The following is a 16,626-nucleotide window of genomic DNA, read 5'->3' on the forward strand; positions in this document are numbered from 1 at the left end:
GCTGCTTCGATAACGTTGCTACGAAGCCGCCAATAACTGCGGATAGCAGGGAAATGAAAAACGCCACGGACGCGAGTCCGTGGCGTTTCCTTATTGCGGCGCTGCTTGCGTTTGTCACGCCAGCATTTGCGCTTCGTCGGGCAGACGCCAGTCGATTGGTGCGCGGCCCTGCTTCACGAGGTACTCGTTGGCCTTCACGAAGTGGCCGCAGCCGAGAAAGCCGCGATGCGCCGACAGCGGCGACGGATGCGGCGCCTCCAGCACGTAATGCGACTTGCCGCCGAGCAGCGCGCGCTTCGCTTGCGCATGCGCGCCCCAGAGCATGAACACGAGGCCGTCGTGGCGCATCGCCAGTTCGTGGATGAGCGTGTCGGTGCATTTTTCCCAGCCGCGTTTCGCGTGGCTCGCCGCGCTGTCGCGTTCGACGGTCAGCACCGTGTTCAGCAGCAGCACGCCTTGTCTGGCCCAGGTGTCGAGGCAACCGTGACGAGGCGTTTCGTGGCCGAGACTCGCGGCGATTTCCTTGAAGATATTGCGCAGCGACGGCGGCGTGCGCACGTTCGGCGCGACGGAAAAGGCGAGCCCGTGTGCTTGCGGCGTGCCGCGATCCTCGCCGTGATACGGGTCCTGGCCGAGGATCACCACTTTGACTTCGTCGGGGCTCGTCAGGCGCAAGGCGCGGAACACGTCGGTGGGATAGACGGTTTTGCCGGCGGCGCGCTCACCATCGACGAAACGGCACAGCGGCGCGTACGCGTCGCTGTCGATGAACGGCTTCAGATGTGTGCGCCATGCCGGGGGCAGGGCGGCGAATTGGGCTTCGAGCGTCGGTGGGGCGAAGTCGGTCGGCGATTGCGTGGTCATGTCACTGGCCGATGTGGATGCGGCGTCGCCGAACAGGGAAGCCTGCGACGGATTGGAGCGGGTTCGGGAAGCGGAGGTCATGGCGGGGGAGTGTCGCAGCAAACGGGCTTCGGCTCAAGGTGCCGAGGCGCCACGCGGCCGCCCAGCCCGTCTGTTCAACCCGCCCGCAACTGATACCCGCGCTGCGCCTTGCTGACGTTGTCGGGCGCGAGTCCGCTTATCTGCTTGCCGAGTTCCGCCGCGAGTGCGTGCAGCGCAGCTTCGTCGCCGGATTTCAGCTCAAGCTCAACTTCCGAGATGGGCGCACGGCGGTTCTCGCCGTCGACTTGCGCGAGCACGTCGCCCTGGTCGATCGCCGCTTCGATTTCCGCACCGTCCAATACGACGTGCCACAGCGTACGCGTGAAGTTCGTGCGGAACAGTTCGATCAAGGTGGACGCCGCCTGGCGTAACGCATCCGCCGCAGCGGGTTCATCACAGACATGCAGCAAAGCGTCGATCTCCAGCTTCGCGCCCGCCACCGGCATTTCCCATTCGTGCCGGCTGTGCAAACCCTCCTTCGCATTGCCCACCGTCTTAAAGGTTTGCAGCCAGCCTTCCGGCGTTTGACGCAGACGCAGCGCGCTCTTCGAGCTCGCCAACCCAAGCTGCGGCGTATCGAAGTAAATGTTCACCAGTTTGACCGGGCTGCCTTCCCGACCGGTGCGCGCGACGAACCACTGTTGCGCCGCCGGCACCTGCCCGGCCGGCAGCGCCAGCTTGATTTCGCGTTCCATGCCCATGATGCGTTTCCTTGCGTGTACCGTCGCGGCGTCTAGAAAAACATCCGTGCAAGCTCCACGCCCGGCTCGTCTGCGCGCATGAAAGCCTCGCCGACGAGGAACGTGTGTACGTCCATCGCGCGCAGGCGCTCGACATCGGCACGCGCCAGAATGCCCGATTCGGTGACCACGATGCGGTCATCCGGAATCGCATCGAGCATGCCGATGGTTGTGTCGATCGACGTTTCGAAAGTGCGCAGGTTGCGGTTGTTGATGCCGATCAGCGGCGTCTTCAGCGTCAACGCTTCCTTGAGCTCGTTGCTGTCGTGCACTTCGACCAGCACCGCGAGGCCCAGCGAATGCGCGAGCGCTTCGAGGTCCTGCATCTGCGCGGTGTCGAGCGCGGCGGCGATCAGCAGGATCGCGTCGGCGCCCATCGCGCGCGCTTCGACGATCTGGTACGGATCGACGATAAAGTCCTTGCGCAGCACCGGCAACTGGCACGCAGCGCGCGCCTGCTGCAGATACGCGACGCTGCCCTGGAAGAACTGCACGTCGGTGAGCACGGATAGACAGGCCGCGCCGTGCTTCTCATACGAACGTGCGATTTGGGCAGGATTGAAGTGCTCGCGCAGCACGCCCTTGGACGGGCTCGCTTTCTTCACCTCGGAAATCACCGCGGCCAGCCCCGCCGCGTGCTTGGCGCGCAATGCGCCGACGAAATCGCGGATATCGCGCGACGACGCTTCGAGGCGCAACTCTTCCAGCGGCGCGCTCTGTTCGGCCGCGCGGACTTCTTCGCGTTTGACCGCGATGATGCGGTCGAGGATGTCGCTCATAAGTGTCTCGCTACGTTGATTGCTACCTGATCACTGCTTGAATTGCTGGGTGAAGCGAATCAGCTCGTCGACCTTCGCGCGGGCCTTGCCGCTCGCGATCGCTTCACGGGCCAGTTGAATGCCATCCGCGATCGACGCCGCCACGTTCGCCGAATACAGCGCCGTGCCCGCGTTCAGCGTGACGATTTCGCGCGCGACGCCAGGCTTGTTGTCGAGCGCCTCGAGCAGCATCGCTTTAGATTCGCTCGCGTCCGCCACTTTCAGCGTGCGGTTCGACACCATCTGCATGCCGAAGTCTTCCGGATGAATCTCGTACTCGCGGACTTCGCCGTCGCGCAACTCACCGACTTGCGTGGCCGCGCCGAGCGACACTTCGTCCATGCCGTCCATTCCGTACACGACCAGCACATGCTTTGCGCCGAGGCGCTGCATCACGCGCACCTGAATGCCGACGAGGTCCGCATGGAACACCCCCATCAACTGGTTCGGCGCGCCGGCCGGATTGGTCAGCGGGCCGAGAATGTTGAAGATGGTTCGCACGCCGAGTTCGCGGCGCACGGCGGCGATGTTCTTCATCGCCGGATGATGGTTCGGCGCGAACATGAAGCCCATGCCGGTTTGCGCAATCGACGCCGCCACCTGGTCCGGTTGCAGATCGATATTCACGCCGAGCGCTTCGAGCACGTCCGCGCTGCCCGACTTGCTCGACACGCCGCGATTGCCGTGCTTCGCGACCTTCGCGCCGGCCGCGGCCGACACGAACATGGTGGCGGTGGAAATGTTGAAGGTGTGCGCGCCGTCGCCGCCGGTGCCGACGATATCGACGAAATTCGAGTTGTCCTGCACGTCGACGTGACGGGCGAATTCACGCATCACCGTGGCGGCGGCGGTGATTTCGCCGATGGTCTCTTTCTTGACGCGCAAGCCGGTGATGATCGCGGCCGCCATCACGGGAGAGAGCTCGCCGCGCATGATGAGGCGCATCAGATGCAGCATCTCGTCGTGGAAAATCTCGCGGTGCTCGATGGTCCGTTGCAGCGCTTCCTGGGGCGTAATCGACATGATCTCGTCTCTCTTCATCAAGCGGTGCGGTGGGCGGTTTTCGACTGCTTCACGAAGTTCTCGAGCAGCGCGTGGCCGTGCTCGGACAGGATCGATTCCGGATGGAACTGCACGCCTTCGACGGCCAGTTCCTTGTGACGCACTCCCATGATCTCGCCGTCTTCGGTCCAGGCCGAGACTTCGAGGCACTCGGGCAGCGATTCGCGTTCGATCGCGAGCGAATGGTAGCGGGTCACGACGAAATGCTTCGGCAGATCGGCGAACACGCCTTTGCAGTCGGTTTCGATCGTGCTGACCTTGCCGTGCATGATGGTTTGCGCGCGCACTACACGGCCGCCGAACGCCTCGCCGATTGCCTGATGGCCGAGGCACACGCCGAGAATCGGCGTCTTGCCGGCGAATTCGCGCAGCACGTCGAGAGTGATGCCGGCATGTTGCGGATTGCTGGGGCCGGGCGACAGGCAGATGCGCTCGGGATTGAGCTTCGCGATGTCGTCCAGCGTGATTTCGTCGTTCCGATAGGTGCGCACGTCTTCGCCGAGTTCGCCGAAGTACTGCACCAGGTTGTAGGTGAACGAGTCGTAGTTGTCGATCATGAGCAGCATGGTGTGTCTCCGGTCAGAAGTCGCTATCGAGGCCGTCTTGAACCTGTTCGGCAGCACGCAGCACGGCGCGCGCCTTGTTCTCGGTCTCTTGCCATTCGGATTCCGGCACCGAATCCGCGACCACGCCCGCGGCCGCCTGCACATACAGATTGCCGTTCGCGATCACGCCGGTGCGGATCGTGATGGCGAGATCCATCTCACCGGTGAACGACAGATAGCCGACCGCACCGCCATACAGGCCGCGCTTCACGGGCTCCAGTTCGTCGATCAGTTCCATCGCGCGTACCTTCGGCGCACCCGACAGCGTGCCGGCCGGGAAGGTGGCGCGCAGCACGTCGAAATTGGTCGTGCCGGGCTTCAGCTTGCCTTCGACCGAACTCACGATGTGCTGCACGTGCGAGTACTTTTCAATCACCATCTTGTCGGTCACGATCACCGAGCCGATCTGCGCGATGCGGCCCACGTCGTTGCGCGCGAGGTCGATCAGCATCACGTGTTCGGCGACTTCCTTCGGGTCGTTCAGCAGTTCGGTCGCGAGTTCCGCGTCGCGTTCCGGCGTATTGCCGCGCGGACGCGTGCCGGCGAGCGGGCGAATCGTGACGATGCGATCCTCGCCGCGCTTTTCCTGACGCACCAGAATTTCCGGCGATGCGCCGACCACATGAAACTCGCCGAAGTTGTAGTAGTACATGTAAGGCGACGGATTCAGCGAGCGCAGCGCGCGATACAGCGACAGCGGATTGTCGCGGTACGGCTTGGTCAGACGCTGGCCGACCTGCACCTGCATCAGTTCGCCGGCGGCGATGTATTCCTTCGCCTTGCGCACGGCGTTCAGATAGTCGTCCTTCGCGAATTCACGGTAGGTCTCGGTGCGCACGCTGGCCGAGGTGACAGGGGGCTGCACGGTCGTACGCAAACGCTGGCGCAGTTCGCGCAAACGGTGTTTAGCCTTCGTGTACGCCTCGGGCTGCGTCGAATCGGCGTACACCACCAGATAAAGCTTGCCCGCGAGATTGTCGATTACCGCGACTTCTTCGGTGAGCAGCAACTGGATGTCGGGCAGATTCAGATCGTCTTTCGGCGCGCTGTGCGCGAGCTTTTTCTCGATGTAGCGCACCGCGTCGTAGCCGAAATAGCCGGCGAGGCCGCCCGCGAAACGCGGCAGGCCGGGACGTTGCGCCACTTTGAAGCGGGCCTGGAATTGCTGGATGAACTCGAGCGGATCGCCCTCGTGCGTTTCGACGACCTTGCCGTCGCGCACCACTTCCGACACGCCGTTGCGGGTGCGCAGCAGCGTGCGCGCCGGCAGTCCGATGAACGAATAGCGGCCGAAACGTTCGCCGCCCACCACCGATTCCAGCAGGAACGAGTTGGCGCCGTTGCGTTCGGTCTGCGCGAGCTTCAGATAAAGCGAGAGCGGCGTTTCGAGGTCGGCGAGCGCTTCGGCGATCAGCGGAATGCGGTTGAAGCCCTCGTTGGCGAGGGACTGGAATTCGAGTTCGGTCATGTTCCGATCCTGTACGGTGGTCCGGCGGCAGCGTGCGTCGGGCAAAGCGGGGCGTTGCGCGGCCGGTCGGAACGTGCGTCGACATTGCGACGCGATGATACCGAGCGGCGCGAGTTTCCCATCGACGCGAGCAACGGATTTCAGCGCACAGCTGTACTTTGCGGGTACACGCAGGCCGAATCAACCGATGCAGCGAAACTAGATGATGGAAAAAACGCGTGAGCGCAGCGAAGTAAAAAACGGTTGCCGAAGACGAGCTTCAGCGTACCTCAGGCGAGGTTAGCGCGACCAGCGACGCCAGGGCCAGGCTCCCCGGTCGATGCTAATCAGACTCCGTTTTTTATTCAGAAACATGAGGATGAAGGACTTTTCAAGTCGTGGAATGGTGCGCTGCGATCGCCTTGGCGGCGTCGAGCAGCGAGGCAACTATACCATCGGATTTTATTGTTTGTATAGCTTGGCCGTGGTTGTAGCCGTACGGCACGGTGAGCGTCGCCATGCCGGCTGCGCGGCCCGCCAGCGCGTCGTTTTCGGAATCGCCGATCGCCACGGTGGCCTGCGGTTGCACGCCCAGTTGCGCCGCGGCAGTGAGCATCGGCAGCGGGTCCGGCTTCTTTTTCGCGAGGCTGTCGCCGCCGAGCACGACGCTGAAATACTGTGCGAGCCCGTACTGTTGCAGCAACTCGACTGCGAACCGGTGCGGCTTGTTGGTCACGCAAGCGAGCTTCACGCCGGCATCACGCATCGCGATCAGCCCGGCTTCGACATCGGGATAAAGCCGCGTGTGGAGGCCGTTGATCTTCGCGTATTCCGCCTGGTAGATCGCGAGGGCTTCGTCGAAGCGATCCTGCGCATGGTCCGCTTCGAAGCGCGGCGCGAGCACGCTGCGGATCAGATGCTCCGAACCCTTGCCGACATAGCCGACCACTTCCTCGCGCGAGGTTTCCAGCGCGTCGAGTTGCGCGAGCATGCCGTTCAGGCCGGCGGTGAAGTCGTCGGCAGTGTCGATCATCGTGCCGTCGAGGTCGATGATCGCGGCTTGCAGGCGCCGGCTGCTGAAGGTCGGGGCGGGGAGCGGAGCTGTCATAGGGCGTGCGGGTTGTGGTGCTGAACCTTAGTGCTGAACATGCGCGAGCGCGGCGCGCATCCTGTCGATCACGACCTTGTGATCGGGCTGGCCGAAGATCGCCGAACCGGCCACGAATGTGTCCGCACCCGCTGCCGCGATTTCCGCGATGTTGTCGACCTTCACGCCGCCGTCCACTTCCAGATGAATCTCGCGGCCGGTCCGTTCCTGATACGCGTCGATGCGCTTGCGGGCTTCGCGCAGCTTGTTGAGCGCTTCGGGAATGAACGACTGGCCGCCGAAGCCCGGGTTCACCGACATGATCAGCACGAGGTCGAGCTTGTCCATCACGTGATCCAGATAGCTCAGCGAGGTGGCCGGGTTGAACACCAGGCCGGCCTTGCAGCCGTGGTCGCGGATCAGCGAAAGCGTCCGGTCGATATGGTCCGAGCCTTCCGGATGGAAGCTGATCAGGTTTGCGCCGGCCTTGGCGAAGTCCGGCACGATGCGGTCGACGGGGCGCACCATCAGATGCACGTCGATTGGCACGTCGACGTGCGGGCGGATCGCTTCGCACACGAGCGGGCCGATGGTCAGGTTCGGCACGTAGTGGTTATCCATCACGTCGAAGTGAATCCAGTCGGCGCCGGCGGCGACGACGTTGCGGACTTCCTCGCCGAGACGGGCGAAATCGGCGGACAGAATGCTGGGGGCGATGCGAAATTGCGTCATGGCGGGACCGGGTGCAAGCGGGAAAGCGCTATTTTACCGTTTTGTGGCGCTCCGAACCGGCGCGCGGGCGGTTTGAGGTCGCGCGGAGTTCACCGCGGCGGCGGCGACAGTGCTGCGAGCCTTAACGGTCCTTGGCCAAAAGATATGTCCGGTTGCGGGCATGCCGCGCATCAAGCAGAATGCCAATCCATGCATATCGCTTCGCCGATGCACCGCAAACCATTGGCGTTCGGGGTTTCCCGCGATTTTTCACAGCCCGTTTCATCAGACCGGAATCAGGATGAGCCAGTACGAATTCAGCGTCTCGGCGCAGGTGCAATATCTGCCTGAAGAGTCGGACCCGGAGCGCCGCCAGTATGCATTCGCATACACGCTGACTATCCGTAATACCGGCCAGGTGCCCGCCCAGTTGATTGCGCGTCATTGGGTGATCACCGATAGCGACAATACGGTGCAGGAAGTGAAGGGCTTGGGAGTGGTCGGCCATCAGCCGCTGCTCAAACCGGGCGAGCATTTCGAATACACGAGTTGGGCGGTCATTGCCACGCCGGTCGGCACCATGCGGGGCGATTACTTCTGCGTGGCGGAGGACGGCGAGCGTTTCGACGCGCCGGTACCGGAGTTTATTCTGCGCATGCCGCGCACGTTGCATTGAACCGGGGGGCGGCCCCGCGGTCATTAAATGTTCAACTGCGCAGCGCTTCGGCGCGCGGTTTATCGCATAGCGTTACTGCGGTTTTTGCTGCTTCGGTTGTTCGCTTCGGGTTGCGCGCGTGGCTTTCTTCCTGCCGGATGATGTCCATACGACGATGAAGACGAGCAGGAAGAGCGCGAGGAGCGCTTCCAGCGCGAAGATGAGCATCGGGTATTCGTCGAACAGATCAGACATGGCGGTTTCCATCAAGAACGAACATTGTATGCGTTTTGTCCGCACGGCCGGAGCATGGCTCGGCGCGCTTTCGGTTGCGGTGCTGCTGGCGTCCTGCGGCGGCGGCGGGGCGGTCCGGCCGTCGGTTGCGCCGCCCACGGGTGCCGCGATCATACCCGGACAGATTGCCGCGACGCGCCTCACGGCAGTCGCCTGGCGGCAGGTGCCGGGCTGGCAGGACGATTCGCTGATCGGTGCGACGGCTGCGTTACGACAGAACTGCGTGAGGCTCGCGCGCCAACCGAACTGGTCGCGTGCCTGTGCCGCGGCTTTGCAAATCGACGATCTCGACGTCACCAGCGCGCGGGCTTTTTTCGAGGCTTATTTCACGCCGTTCCAGCTGGCCAATAACGACGGCACGCTCGACGGGCTCGTCACCGGTTACTACGAGCCCTTGCTGCGTGGCTCGCGCACGCGGCACGGCGTGTATCAGACGGCGCTGTATCGCTGGCCCGCCACCTATCGTGCGGGCTCGGCGCTGCCGGCGCGTGCGCAGCTCGAGCGCTCGGGCGTGCTCAACGGCAATGAACTCGTGTGGGTCGACGATCCGATCGAAGCGTTCTTCCTGCAGGTGCAGGGGTCCGGGCGGATCGTGATGGAAGACGGCAGCGTGATGCGCGTCGGCTTTGGCGGCACCAACAATCAGCCGTACAAGTCGATTGGGCGGTGGCTGTTGGATCGCGGCGAACTCACGCCGGCACAGGCGACCATGCAGGGCATCAAGGCATGGGCGCGCGCGAACCCGACGCGCGTGGATGGGCTGCTGGACACGAATCCGCGCTTTGTCTTCTTCCGTGAGATGCCGTCCGGTGAAAGCGCGCCGAGCGGCGGCGCGGACGGTCCAGTTGGCGCGCTCGGCGTGCCGTTGACGCCGGAGCGGTCGATCGCGGTCGATCCGACGTCGATCCCACTTGGCACGCCGGTGTTTCTGCAGACCACGCGTCCGTTGACGAACTCGCCGATGAATCGCCTCGTGTTCGCGCAGGACACGGGCTCCGCGATCAAGGGCGGCGTGCGCGCCGACTACTTCTGGGGCCTCGGCGACGACGCCGGCGATCTCGCCGGCAAAATGAAGCAGGGCGGCCGGATGTGGTTGTTGCTGCCGAATTCGTGAGGGTTGGGTGGTCGGTGTGGCTGCGGTTTTCCGATAACGGAGCAGCCGACGCCTGCTTTGGCTTCGCACACCGTATGCCGCAGCACGAGCGTTCGACATGATTCCCGCATGCGGGAGAGCTACGCTGAATTATTGAAAAAGGCGTCACACCCGGTTGGGATTCGGGACGTGACACCTTTTTTTTGTAGGGGCGACTTAAAGCCCTTGCTTGCGCTTGTCCACCACGCGCCGCGCCTTGCCAACCGATCGCTCGATGCCGTTTACCGCCAGCACGTTTACCACCGCGCTCACGCCGATCAGCGCCTTGATGTCATAGGCGAGCGCCTGTTTGGCTGTGTTCAGCGCTGCCGTATCCGGCGCGGTTTCCGGGCACGGTTCGACGTTCAGCGTCAACACGTCGAGCGGGCCTTCCCTGGTCAGCACGATCTGATAATGCGGCGCGAGCGCGTGCTGCTTGAGCAGCAGTTCTTCGATTTGCGTCGGGAATACGTTCACACCGCGCACGATCATCATGTCGTCCGAGCGGCCGGTGATCTTTTCCATTCGGCGCATCGTGCGGGCGCTGCCCGGCAGCAGACGCGTGAGGTCGCGCGTGCGGTAACGGATGATAGGCAATGCTTCCTTGGTCAGCGAAGTGAACACCAGTTCGCCGAGTTCGCCGTCCGGCAGCACCTCGCCGGTTTCGGGATCGATGACCTCGGGATAGAAATGATCTTCCCAGATGGTCGGGCCGTCCTTCGTTTCCACGCACTCCGATGCGACGCCCGGGCCCATCACCTCGGACAGGCCGTAGATGTCGACGGCATCGATGCCCATGCGCTTTTCGATCGCCTGACGCATGTCGTTGGTCCACGGCTCCGCGCCGAAGATGCCGAGGCGCAGCGAGCAAGTGGCCGGGTCGATGCCTTGACGTTCGAGTTCGTCGGCGATCGAGAGCATGTAGCTCGGCGTCACCATGATGATGTCCGGGCGGAAGTCCTGGATCAGTTGCACCTGCTTCTCGGTCTGGCCGCCGCCGAACGGAATCACGGTGAGGCCCGCGCGCTCAGCACCGTAGTGCGCGCCGAGGCCGCCGGTGAACAGGCCGTACCCGTAGCTCACGTGAACCTTGTCGCCGCGCTTCGCGCCGGCGGCGCGAATCGAACGCGCGACGAGATTGGCCCACGTGTCGATGTCGCGCGCGGTGTAGCCGACGACGGTCGGCTTGCCGGTCGTGCCGGACGACGCGTGAATGCGCGAAACCTGCTCCTGCGGGACGGCGAACATCCCGAACGGGTAGCTGTCGCGCAGGTCTTTCTTGGTGGTGAACGGAAAGCGCGCCAGATCCGCCAGCGTCTTGACTTCGCTCGGGTGCACGCCGGCTTCGTCGAATTTGCGCCGATAGACCGGCGAATTCTCATACGCATGATTCAGCGACCATTTGAGTCGTTCAAGTTGAAGCGCGGCAAGTTCGTCGCGGCTGGCGGTCTCGATCGGATCGAGCGGAAGGGCGGTCGTCATTGAATGTCTCCTTGCTGCCTCAATGCCTGAGTCTATGTACGGTGCGCTTGTGCGCAAAAAACCGGGGACCGGCTGTTATTTTGGATGGCGTCGATGCTCCGACGCTGCGTCGCACGTTTGCCGCGGCACCACTGCGGCGTTGGCCGCGGCTTTACCGTGGGGTTCGCCGCGCGCTGGCCTTTCAATCGCCCGTGGGAATCAGGTTGCCTTTGATTTGCGCCGATTTGCCGCGAAACATGGCGACGGTTTCGTCGGCGCGATTGGTGACGCGAATATCGTAGATGCCGGTGCGGCCGCTCAGTGTCTGCTCGACCGCTTCCGCCGTCAGCACGTCGCCGCCGTGCACCGCTTTCAGGAACTCGATCGAACAACCGGCCGCGACCGTGTTGATGTTGTACGTGTTGCAGGCGAACGCGAACGTCGAATCAGCGAGCGTGAAGATCAGGCCGCCGTGGCAAATCTGGTGGCCGTTCAGAAAGTCGTCGCGCACAGCCATGCGCAGGCGCGCATAGCCTGGACGCACTTCCAGGATTTCGAGCCCGAGCGCGCGGCTGCAAGCATCGTTCTCGTACATCGCGGCGGCGGTTGCGCGGGCGAGTTCGTCCGGCATCATCTGTTTGGCGTGACTGGTTTGAGTGGACATATCAGCGGCCCTCGAAGCGTGGTGCGCGTTTTTCAACGAAGGCTTGCACACCTTCTGCGTAATCATGGGATGCACCGAGCGCACGTTGCAGATCGCGCTCGAGATCGAGTTGCTGGTCGAGGGTTTGCGTCGCGCCCGCGCGCATTGCTTGCTTGATTGCGGCGATGGCGCGCGTGGGTTGCTGCGCGAGTTGAGCCGCGAGTTTGGCCGCAGCGGCGGCGAGTTCCGCGTCCTCGTGCGTCTGCCAGATCATGCCCCAGCTTTCGGCTTTTTCCGCGCCGAGTTTGTCGCCGGTGATCGCAAGCCCCAGCGCGCGCGCCATGCCGACGCGCTGCGGCAGCAGCCAGGTGCCGCCCGAGTCCGGCACGAGGCCGATCTTCACGAAAGCCTGAATGAAGCTCGCGGAGCGCGCCGCGAGCACGAGGTCGCAGGCCAGCGCGAGATTCGCGCCGGCGCCGGCAGCCGTGCCGTTGACCGCGGCGATGACCGGCAACGGCAGCGCTTGCAGACGACGGATCAGCGGGTTGAAATGCTCGTCGATCAGATCGCCGAGATCCGTCATTGCGCCGGGCGTGAAATCGAGGTCGGCGAGATCCTGGCCGGCGCAGAAGCCGCGCCCCGCTCCTGTGAGCACGAGTGCGCGCGCGCCCGATTTTTCAACCTGGTCGAGCGCGTCGCTCAATTCCCGATGCATGGCGCGCGTGAAGCTGTTGAGCTTGTCAGGGCGGTTCAGCGTGATGGTAGCGACGTGACTCGATGTGTCGAGATCCAGGCGAATCGCTTCATATGACATTGGGTGTCTCCTCAAAGTCTCTTTAGCTGACAGTCACTACGGCGTTGCTCTTAAAGCCGTTCGATGGCCAGCGCAATGCCTTGGCCCACGCCGATGCACATCGTGCACAGCGCAAAGCGGCCGTTGATCCGTTCCAGTTGATACAGGGCGGTCGTGATCAGACGCGCGCCGGAGGCGCCCAGCGGATGGCCGAGCGCAATGGCACCGCCATTCGGATTGACGCGCGGGTCGTCGTCGCGCAGACCGAGCGTGCGCAGCACGGCCAACCCTTGCGACGCGAATGCTTCGTTCAACTCGATCACGTCGAATTGTTCGAGCGTCATGCCGAGTTGCCTAAGCAGCTTTTGCGTCGCAGGCGCCGGCCCGATACCCATGATGCGCGGCTCGACGCCTGCGGTTGCCATGCCCACCACGCGTGCGCGACGGCGCAGGCCGTACTGGTCGGCTGCATGCTGGTTAGCGAGCAACAGTGCGCAGGCGCCGTCGTTCACGCCGGACGCGTTGCCGGCCGTCACACTGCCGTCCGGCCGGACCACGCCCTTGAGCTTGCCCAGAGTTTCGAGCGACGTTTCCCGCGGATGCTCGTCGAGCATGACGCGCACGGGGTTCCCCTTCTTCTGCGCGACATCGACACCGACGATTTCCTCGGCCAGCGTGCCATCACGTTGCGCGCGGGCTGCTTTTTGCTGGCTCGCGAGCGCGAACGCGTCCTGATCCGCACGGCTCACGGCGAATTCCACGGCGACGTTTTCCGCGGTCTCGGGCATCGAGTCGACACCGTACTGGCGCTTCATCAGCGGATTGACGAAACGCCACCCGATGGTCGTGTCGTGAATGTCGGCTTGGCGTGAGAACGCGCTCGTGGCTTTGCCCATCACGAACGGCGCGCGCGTCATGCTTTCGACGCCGCCGGCAATCATCAGGCGCGCTTCGCCTGCCTTGATCGCGCGCGCGGCGGTGCCGACCGCATCCATGCCGGAGCCGCACAGGCGGTTGACGGTGGCGCCCGGCGCGTCCGTAGGCAGACCCGCCAGCAATGCCGACATGCGAGCGATGTTGCGATTGTCTTCACCGGCCTGATTCGCGCAGCCGTAAATAACGTCGTCGAGGGCGCGCCAGTCGACGCCGGGATTGCGCTCGATCAGCGCCCTGATTGGCACGGCGCCGAGATCGTCGGCACGGACATCTTTCAGGACGCCGCCGTAGCGGCCGATGGGTGTGCGAATCGCATCGCAGATGAAGGCGTCGTTCATTGGAGTTTCCGCTGGACGGAGCGGCGCTCAATGCCGATCCGATGTGTCATGTTAGTTGGGGCGCACGACCCGGTCCATTCGGCCAAACGGCATAGGAAAGGGGCCGTGCTTTTTCTTATGCCGCTGTCTCGGGCTCTTATGCCATTCAGCCAGCTACCGCCGGCGCCGCTTTCGGTTCAACATGAACGCGGCTTTGAACGACGCGGAAGCGGTTGGCGACAAATGCTGCATCGGCCAGCGCGGCATTGGCTGCGGGGTTCGCCCCCGTGCCGTGGAAGTCGGAGAAGGCGGCGGACTGGTTGACGAATACCCCGCCCGTCAGATTGATCGACAGTGCTACGCCGCCGCGAATCGACGCCTCGTGGGCATCGTCGAGCACGGCCGGGTCGGTGCTGTAGACCGACAGTGTCAGCGCGCCATGCTCGGCGGCGATCGCGCCAGCGAGTTCGAGCGACTGCGCGGTCGAGTCTGTCGCGATAACGAACGAGATCGGGCCGAACCACTCTTTGGTGAACTGCGCGTGTTCGGTGGCGGCGTCCAGTTGCAGCACGAGCGGCGTGCGCACGCGGGCGTTTGCAAACGCCGGATGCTCGAGCGCCTGACTCTCAACCAGAACGCGGCCGAATTTTGAGGCTTCACCGATGCGCTGGGTAACGCCTTCGTTCTGAATCGCGCCGAGCAGTTCGACCGCACGGGACGGGTCGGCGACGAGCTTTTGTACCGAGCTGGCAATGGCTTGGGCGACGTCGTCGAAACTCAGCGAGCCGTCGGCGGTGCGGATGCCGGTGCGCGGCACGTAGATATTCTGCGGAGCGGTACACATCTGGCCCGAGTACAGCGCTAGGGAGAATGCGATGTTGCGGGCGGCCGCTTTGATGTCGTCGACGGAGTCGATCACGATCTGGTTGACGCCGGCTTTCTCGGTGTAAACCTGCGCCTGGTGCGCGTGGCGCTCGAGCCACGTGCCGTTCTCGGTGCTACCGGTGAAGTCGATGAGCTTGATTTCCGGGCGCAAGGCCAGCTCTTGGACGAGTGCGCCGTCGTTCGGCTCGGTGGCCAGCAAGGTGACGACGTTCGGATCGAAGCCTGCTTCGCGCAGAACGTCGCGCGCGATTCGCACGGTCAGCGCAAGCGGCAGAATCGCGCCCGGGTGCGGCTTGACGATGACCGTGTTGCCGGTGGCGAGATCGGCGAAGAGGCCTGGATAGCCGTTCCATGTCGGGAACGTGCAGCAGCCGAGTACAAGGCCGGTGCCGCGTGGCACGACGGTATAGCGCTTGTGCATTGCGAGAGGCGGATTCTTGCCTTGCGGTTTTTCCCAATGCGCGTCGACGGGGATGCGACGCAACTGGTCCCATGCATACACGACTGCTTCGAGCGCACGGTCTTGTGCGTGCGGGCCGCCGGCCTGAAAAGCCATCATGAACGCCTGGCCGGTCGTGTGCATCACGCTGTAGCCAATTTCGAAGCTGGCACGATTCACGCGCGCGAGGATTTCGAGGCTCACGCCGATCCACGCCTGCGGGCCTGCCGCGCGCCAGTCACGCTGCGCGGCGGCGGCGGCTTCGATCAGTGCGTCAGGGTCCGCTTTCGGATAGCGCACGCCGAGCGGGAAGCCGAACGGCGAAACTTCGGCGCCGACCGTTTCTCCCGTTGACGGTTGATCCAGTTCGAACGTCGTATTGAGCAGCGCCTTGAAAGCGGCTTCGCCGTCCGCGTTGGCTGTTTCCCCGTACACTTTCGGACTGGGCATTTCGACGAACGGGCTCCAGTAGCCGCGCGTTTCAACCGCGGTGAGAGCCTTTTGCAGCGTGTCTTCGTGCTTGGTGAATAGCGGATGTGTCATGGCAGAGGGGGCTTGGCTGTGCGTTGGGGAAAAGCCTGTCTAATAATTGACCGACCGGTTGGTTGGTGAATGGTAGCATCATTAAGAGAGCCGCGCGAAGCGTTTTCGCGTGTGATTAACCATTAGGAGGCGGCATGGCTTACGAGAACATTTTGGTTGAGACGCGGGGGCGGGTTGGTCTGATCACGTTGAATCGTCCGAAGGCGTTGAACGCTTTGAACGACGCATTGATGGACGAGTTGGGGGTCGCGCTGCGCGAGTTCGATGCCGACGACGCGATCGGTGCGATTGTGGTGACGGGGAGTGAGAAGGCGTTTGCCGCCGGCGCCGACATCGGCATGATGTCGACCTACACCTATATGGATGTCTACAAGGGCGACTACATCACCCGCAACTGGGAAACGGTTCGCTCGGTGCGCAAACCGATCATTGCCGCGGTAGCAGGGTTCGCTCTTGGCGGCGGCTGCGAGCTGGCGATGATGTGCGACATCATTTTTGCCGCCGATACCGCGAAGTTTGGTCAGCCGGAAATCAAGCTCGGCATCATGCCGGGGGCCGGTGGCACGCAGCGATTGCCGCGCGCCGTGTCGAAAGCGAAGGCGATGGATCTCTGTCTGACCGCCCGTTTCATGGATGCGGCTGAGGGTGAGCGCGCCGGATTGGTTTCGCGTGTTGTTCCGGCCGCCTCCCTGCTTGACGAGTCGATAGCCGCGGCCGCGACCATCGCGGAATTCCCGCTTCCGGCGGTGATGATGGTGAAGGAGTCGGTCAACCGCGCATATGAGACGACGCTCGCAGAAGGCGTGCATTTCGAGCGCCGGCTGTTCCATTCGCTCTTCGCCACCGAAGACCAGAAAGAGGGCATGGCGGCGTTTGTGGAGAAGCGCAAACCGGTTTTCAAGCATCGTTAATACGCTTGTCAAAATAACGCTTGCAAGTCCTCCTGGGGCTCGCTAGAATTCCGCTCTTTCGTGCTCCGGATGCCGGGGCACGGAGAAGCGCGAAAGCCAGCAGTGGCAAGGCTTCCAGCGCGGTGGGCAGGTTGGGCAAGTGATAAAAACCTGTTGACGCTGCTGCGAAAGTTCTCCATAATCTCGTTTCTCTGCTGCTGAT

Annotated in this window: 18 protein-coding genes; 3 read left to right on the forward strand and 15 right to left on the reverse strand. The window is 63.4% G+C overall.

Features of this window, described 5'->3' with window-relative positions; translation table 11 throughout:
• Nucleotides 1-114 precede the first annotated feature (114 nt).
• From HV770_RS27785 to rpe, 8 genes are all read right to left on the reverse strand, one after another.
• Nucleotides 115-945 carry a uracil-DNA glycosylase gene (locus HV770_RS27785; RefSeq protein ID WP_121315799.1) on the reverse strand — a complete coding sequence of 277 codons (831 nt, stop codon included), beginning with the start codon at nt 943-945 and terminating at the stop codon, nt 115-117.
• 74 nt (nt 946-1,019) lie between these two features.
• A complete protein-coding gene (locus tag HV770_RS27790) occupies nt 1,020-1,646 on the reverse strand; it encodes a CYTH domain-containing protein (protein ID WP_175164761.1) in 627 nt (208 codons plus the stop codon).
• A 32-nt stretch (nt 1,647-1,678) separates the two neighbouring features.
• Nucleotides 1,679-2,464, reverse strand: a complete 786-nt coding sequence (gene trpC / locus HV770_RS27795; RefSeq protein ID WP_175164762.1) for an indole-3-glycerol phosphate synthase TrpC — start codon at nt 2,462-2,464, stop codon at nt 1,679-1,681.
• A 30-nt stretch (nt 2,465-2,494) separates the two neighbouring features.
• The gene (trpD, locus tag HV770_RS27800; RefSeq protein WP_121319094.1) at nt 2,495-3,526 is read right to left on the reverse strand and encodes an anthranilate phosphoribosyltransferase; all 1,032 of its coding nucleotides are present in this window, start codon (nt 3,524-3,526) and stop codon (nt 2,495-2,497) included.
• Nucleotides 3,527-3,543: 17 nt separating this feature from the next.
• Complete coding sequence (locus HV770_RS27805; protein ID WP_175164763.1) at nt 3,544-4,131, reverse strand: aminodeoxychorismate/anthranilate synthase component II; 588 nt, start codon at nt 4,129-4,131, stop codon at nt 3,544-3,546.
• Nucleotides 4,132-4,144: 13 nt separating this feature from the next.
• On the reverse strand, nt 4,145-5,638 hold the full coding sequence (trpE, locus tag HV770_RS27810) for an anthranilate synthase component I (protein WP_175164764.1): 1,494 nt from the start codon (nt 5,636-5,638) through the stop codon (nt 4,145-4,147).
• A 370-nt stretch (nt 5,639-6,008) separates the two neighbouring features.
• On the reverse strand, nt 6,009-6,725 hold the full coding sequence (locus tag HV770_RS27815; RefSeq protein WP_175164765.1) for a phosphoglycolate phosphatase: 717 nt from the start codon (nt 6,723-6,725) through the stop codon (nt 6,009-6,011).
• A 27-nt stretch (nt 6,726-6,752) separates the two neighbouring features.
• Nucleotides 6,753-7,436: a ribulose-phosphate 3-epimerase gene (gene rpe / locus HV770_RS27820; protein WP_175164766.1), complete on the reverse strand. Its 684-nt coding sequence runs from the start codon at nt 7,434-7,436 to the stop codon at nt 6,753-6,755.
• Nucleotides 7,437-7,716: 280 nt separating this feature from the next.
• On the opposite strand from rpe, the gene apaG reads away from it, so the two are divergent.
• Entirely contained in the window at nt 7,717-8,091 is a 375-nt protein-coding gene (gene apaG / locus HV770_RS27825; RefSeq protein ID WP_094778239.1) for a Co2+/Mg2+ efflux protein ApaG, read from the forward strand.
• A gap of 72 nt (nt 8,092-8,163) precedes the next feature.
• Here apaG and HV770_RS27830 read toward each other — a convergent pair whose 3' ends face one another.
• Nucleotides 8,164-8,325: a hypothetical protein gene (locus HV770_RS27830; RefSeq protein ID WP_168662161.1), complete on the reverse strand. Its 162-nt coding sequence runs from the start codon at nt 8,323-8,325 to the stop codon at nt 8,164-8,166.
• A 28-nt stretch (nt 8,326-8,353) separates the two neighbouring features.
• On the opposite strand from HV770_RS27830, the gene mltA reads away from it, so the two are divergent.
• Entirely contained in the window at nt 8,354-9,478 is a 1,125-nt protein-coding gene (mltA, locus tag HV770_RS27835; protein ID WP_246291217.1) for a murein transglycosylase A, read from the forward strand.
• Nucleotides 9,479-9,673: 195 nt separating this feature from the next.
• Here mltA and paaK read toward each other — a convergent pair whose 3' ends face one another.
• The 5 genes from paaK to paaN form a co-directional block, all read right to left on the reverse strand.
• Complete coding sequence (gene paaK, locus HV770_RS27840; protein WP_175164768.1) at nt 9,674-10,978, reverse strand: phenylacetate--CoA ligase PaaK; 1,305 nt, start codon at nt 10,976-10,978, stop codon at nt 9,674-9,676.
• Nucleotides 10,979-11,159: 181 nt separating this feature from the next.
• Nucleotides 11,160-11,621 (reverse strand): hydroxyphenylacetyl-CoA thioesterase PaaI, encoded by a 462-nt coding sequence (gene paaI / locus HV770_RS27845; RefSeq protein WP_175164769.1) that lies wholly within the window; start codon nt 11,619-11,621, stop codon nt 11,160-11,162.
• Nucleotide 11,622: 1 nt separating this feature from the next.
• Nucleotides 11,623-12,414: a 2-(1,2-epoxy-1,2-dihydrophenyl)acetyl-CoA isomerase PaaG gene (paaG, locus tag HV770_RS27850; RefSeq protein ID WP_175164770.1), complete on the reverse strand. Its 792-nt coding sequence runs from the start codon at nt 12,412-12,414 to the stop codon at nt 11,623-11,625.
• Nucleotides 12,415-12,464: 50 nt separating this feature from the next.
• Nucleotides 12,465-13,667: a 3-oxoadipyl-CoA thiolase gene (gene pcaF / locus HV770_RS27855; RefSeq protein ID WP_175164771.1), complete on the reverse strand. Its 1,203-nt coding sequence runs from the start codon at nt 13,665-13,667 to the stop codon at nt 12,465-12,467.
• Nucleotides 13,668-13,812: 145 nt separating this feature from the next.
• Nucleotides 13,813-15,513 carry a phenylacetic acid degradation protein PaaN gene (gene paaN, locus HV770_RS27860; protein ID WP_175164772.1) on the reverse strand — a complete coding sequence of 567 codons (1,701 nt, stop codon included), beginning with the start codon at nt 15,511-15,513 and terminating at the stop codon, nt 13,813-13,815.
• 134 nt (nt 15,514-15,647) lie between these two features.
• On the opposite strand from paaN, the gene HV770_RS27865 reads away from it, so the two are divergent.
• A complete protein-coding gene (locus HV770_RS27865) occupies nt 15,648-16,424 on the forward strand; it encodes an enoyl-CoA hydratase (RefSeq protein WP_175164773.1) in 777 nt (258 codons plus the stop codon).
• Here HV770_RS27865 and HV770_RS38255 read toward each other — a convergent pair.
• Nucleotides 16,411-16,626, reverse strand: a 216-nt coding sequence (locus HV770_RS38255) for a hypothetical protein (RefSeq protein WP_217468652.1), incomplete at its 5' end; no start/stop codon positions are given. The two genes, HV770_RS27865 and HV770_RS38255, sit on opposite strands and share 14 nt — an antisense overlap.

The organism is Paraburkholderia fynbosensis (assembly GCF_902859935.1).
Lineage (GTDB): Bacteria > Pseudomonadota > Gammaproteobacteria > Burkholderiales > Burkholderiaceae > Paraburkholderia > Paraburkholderia fynbosensis.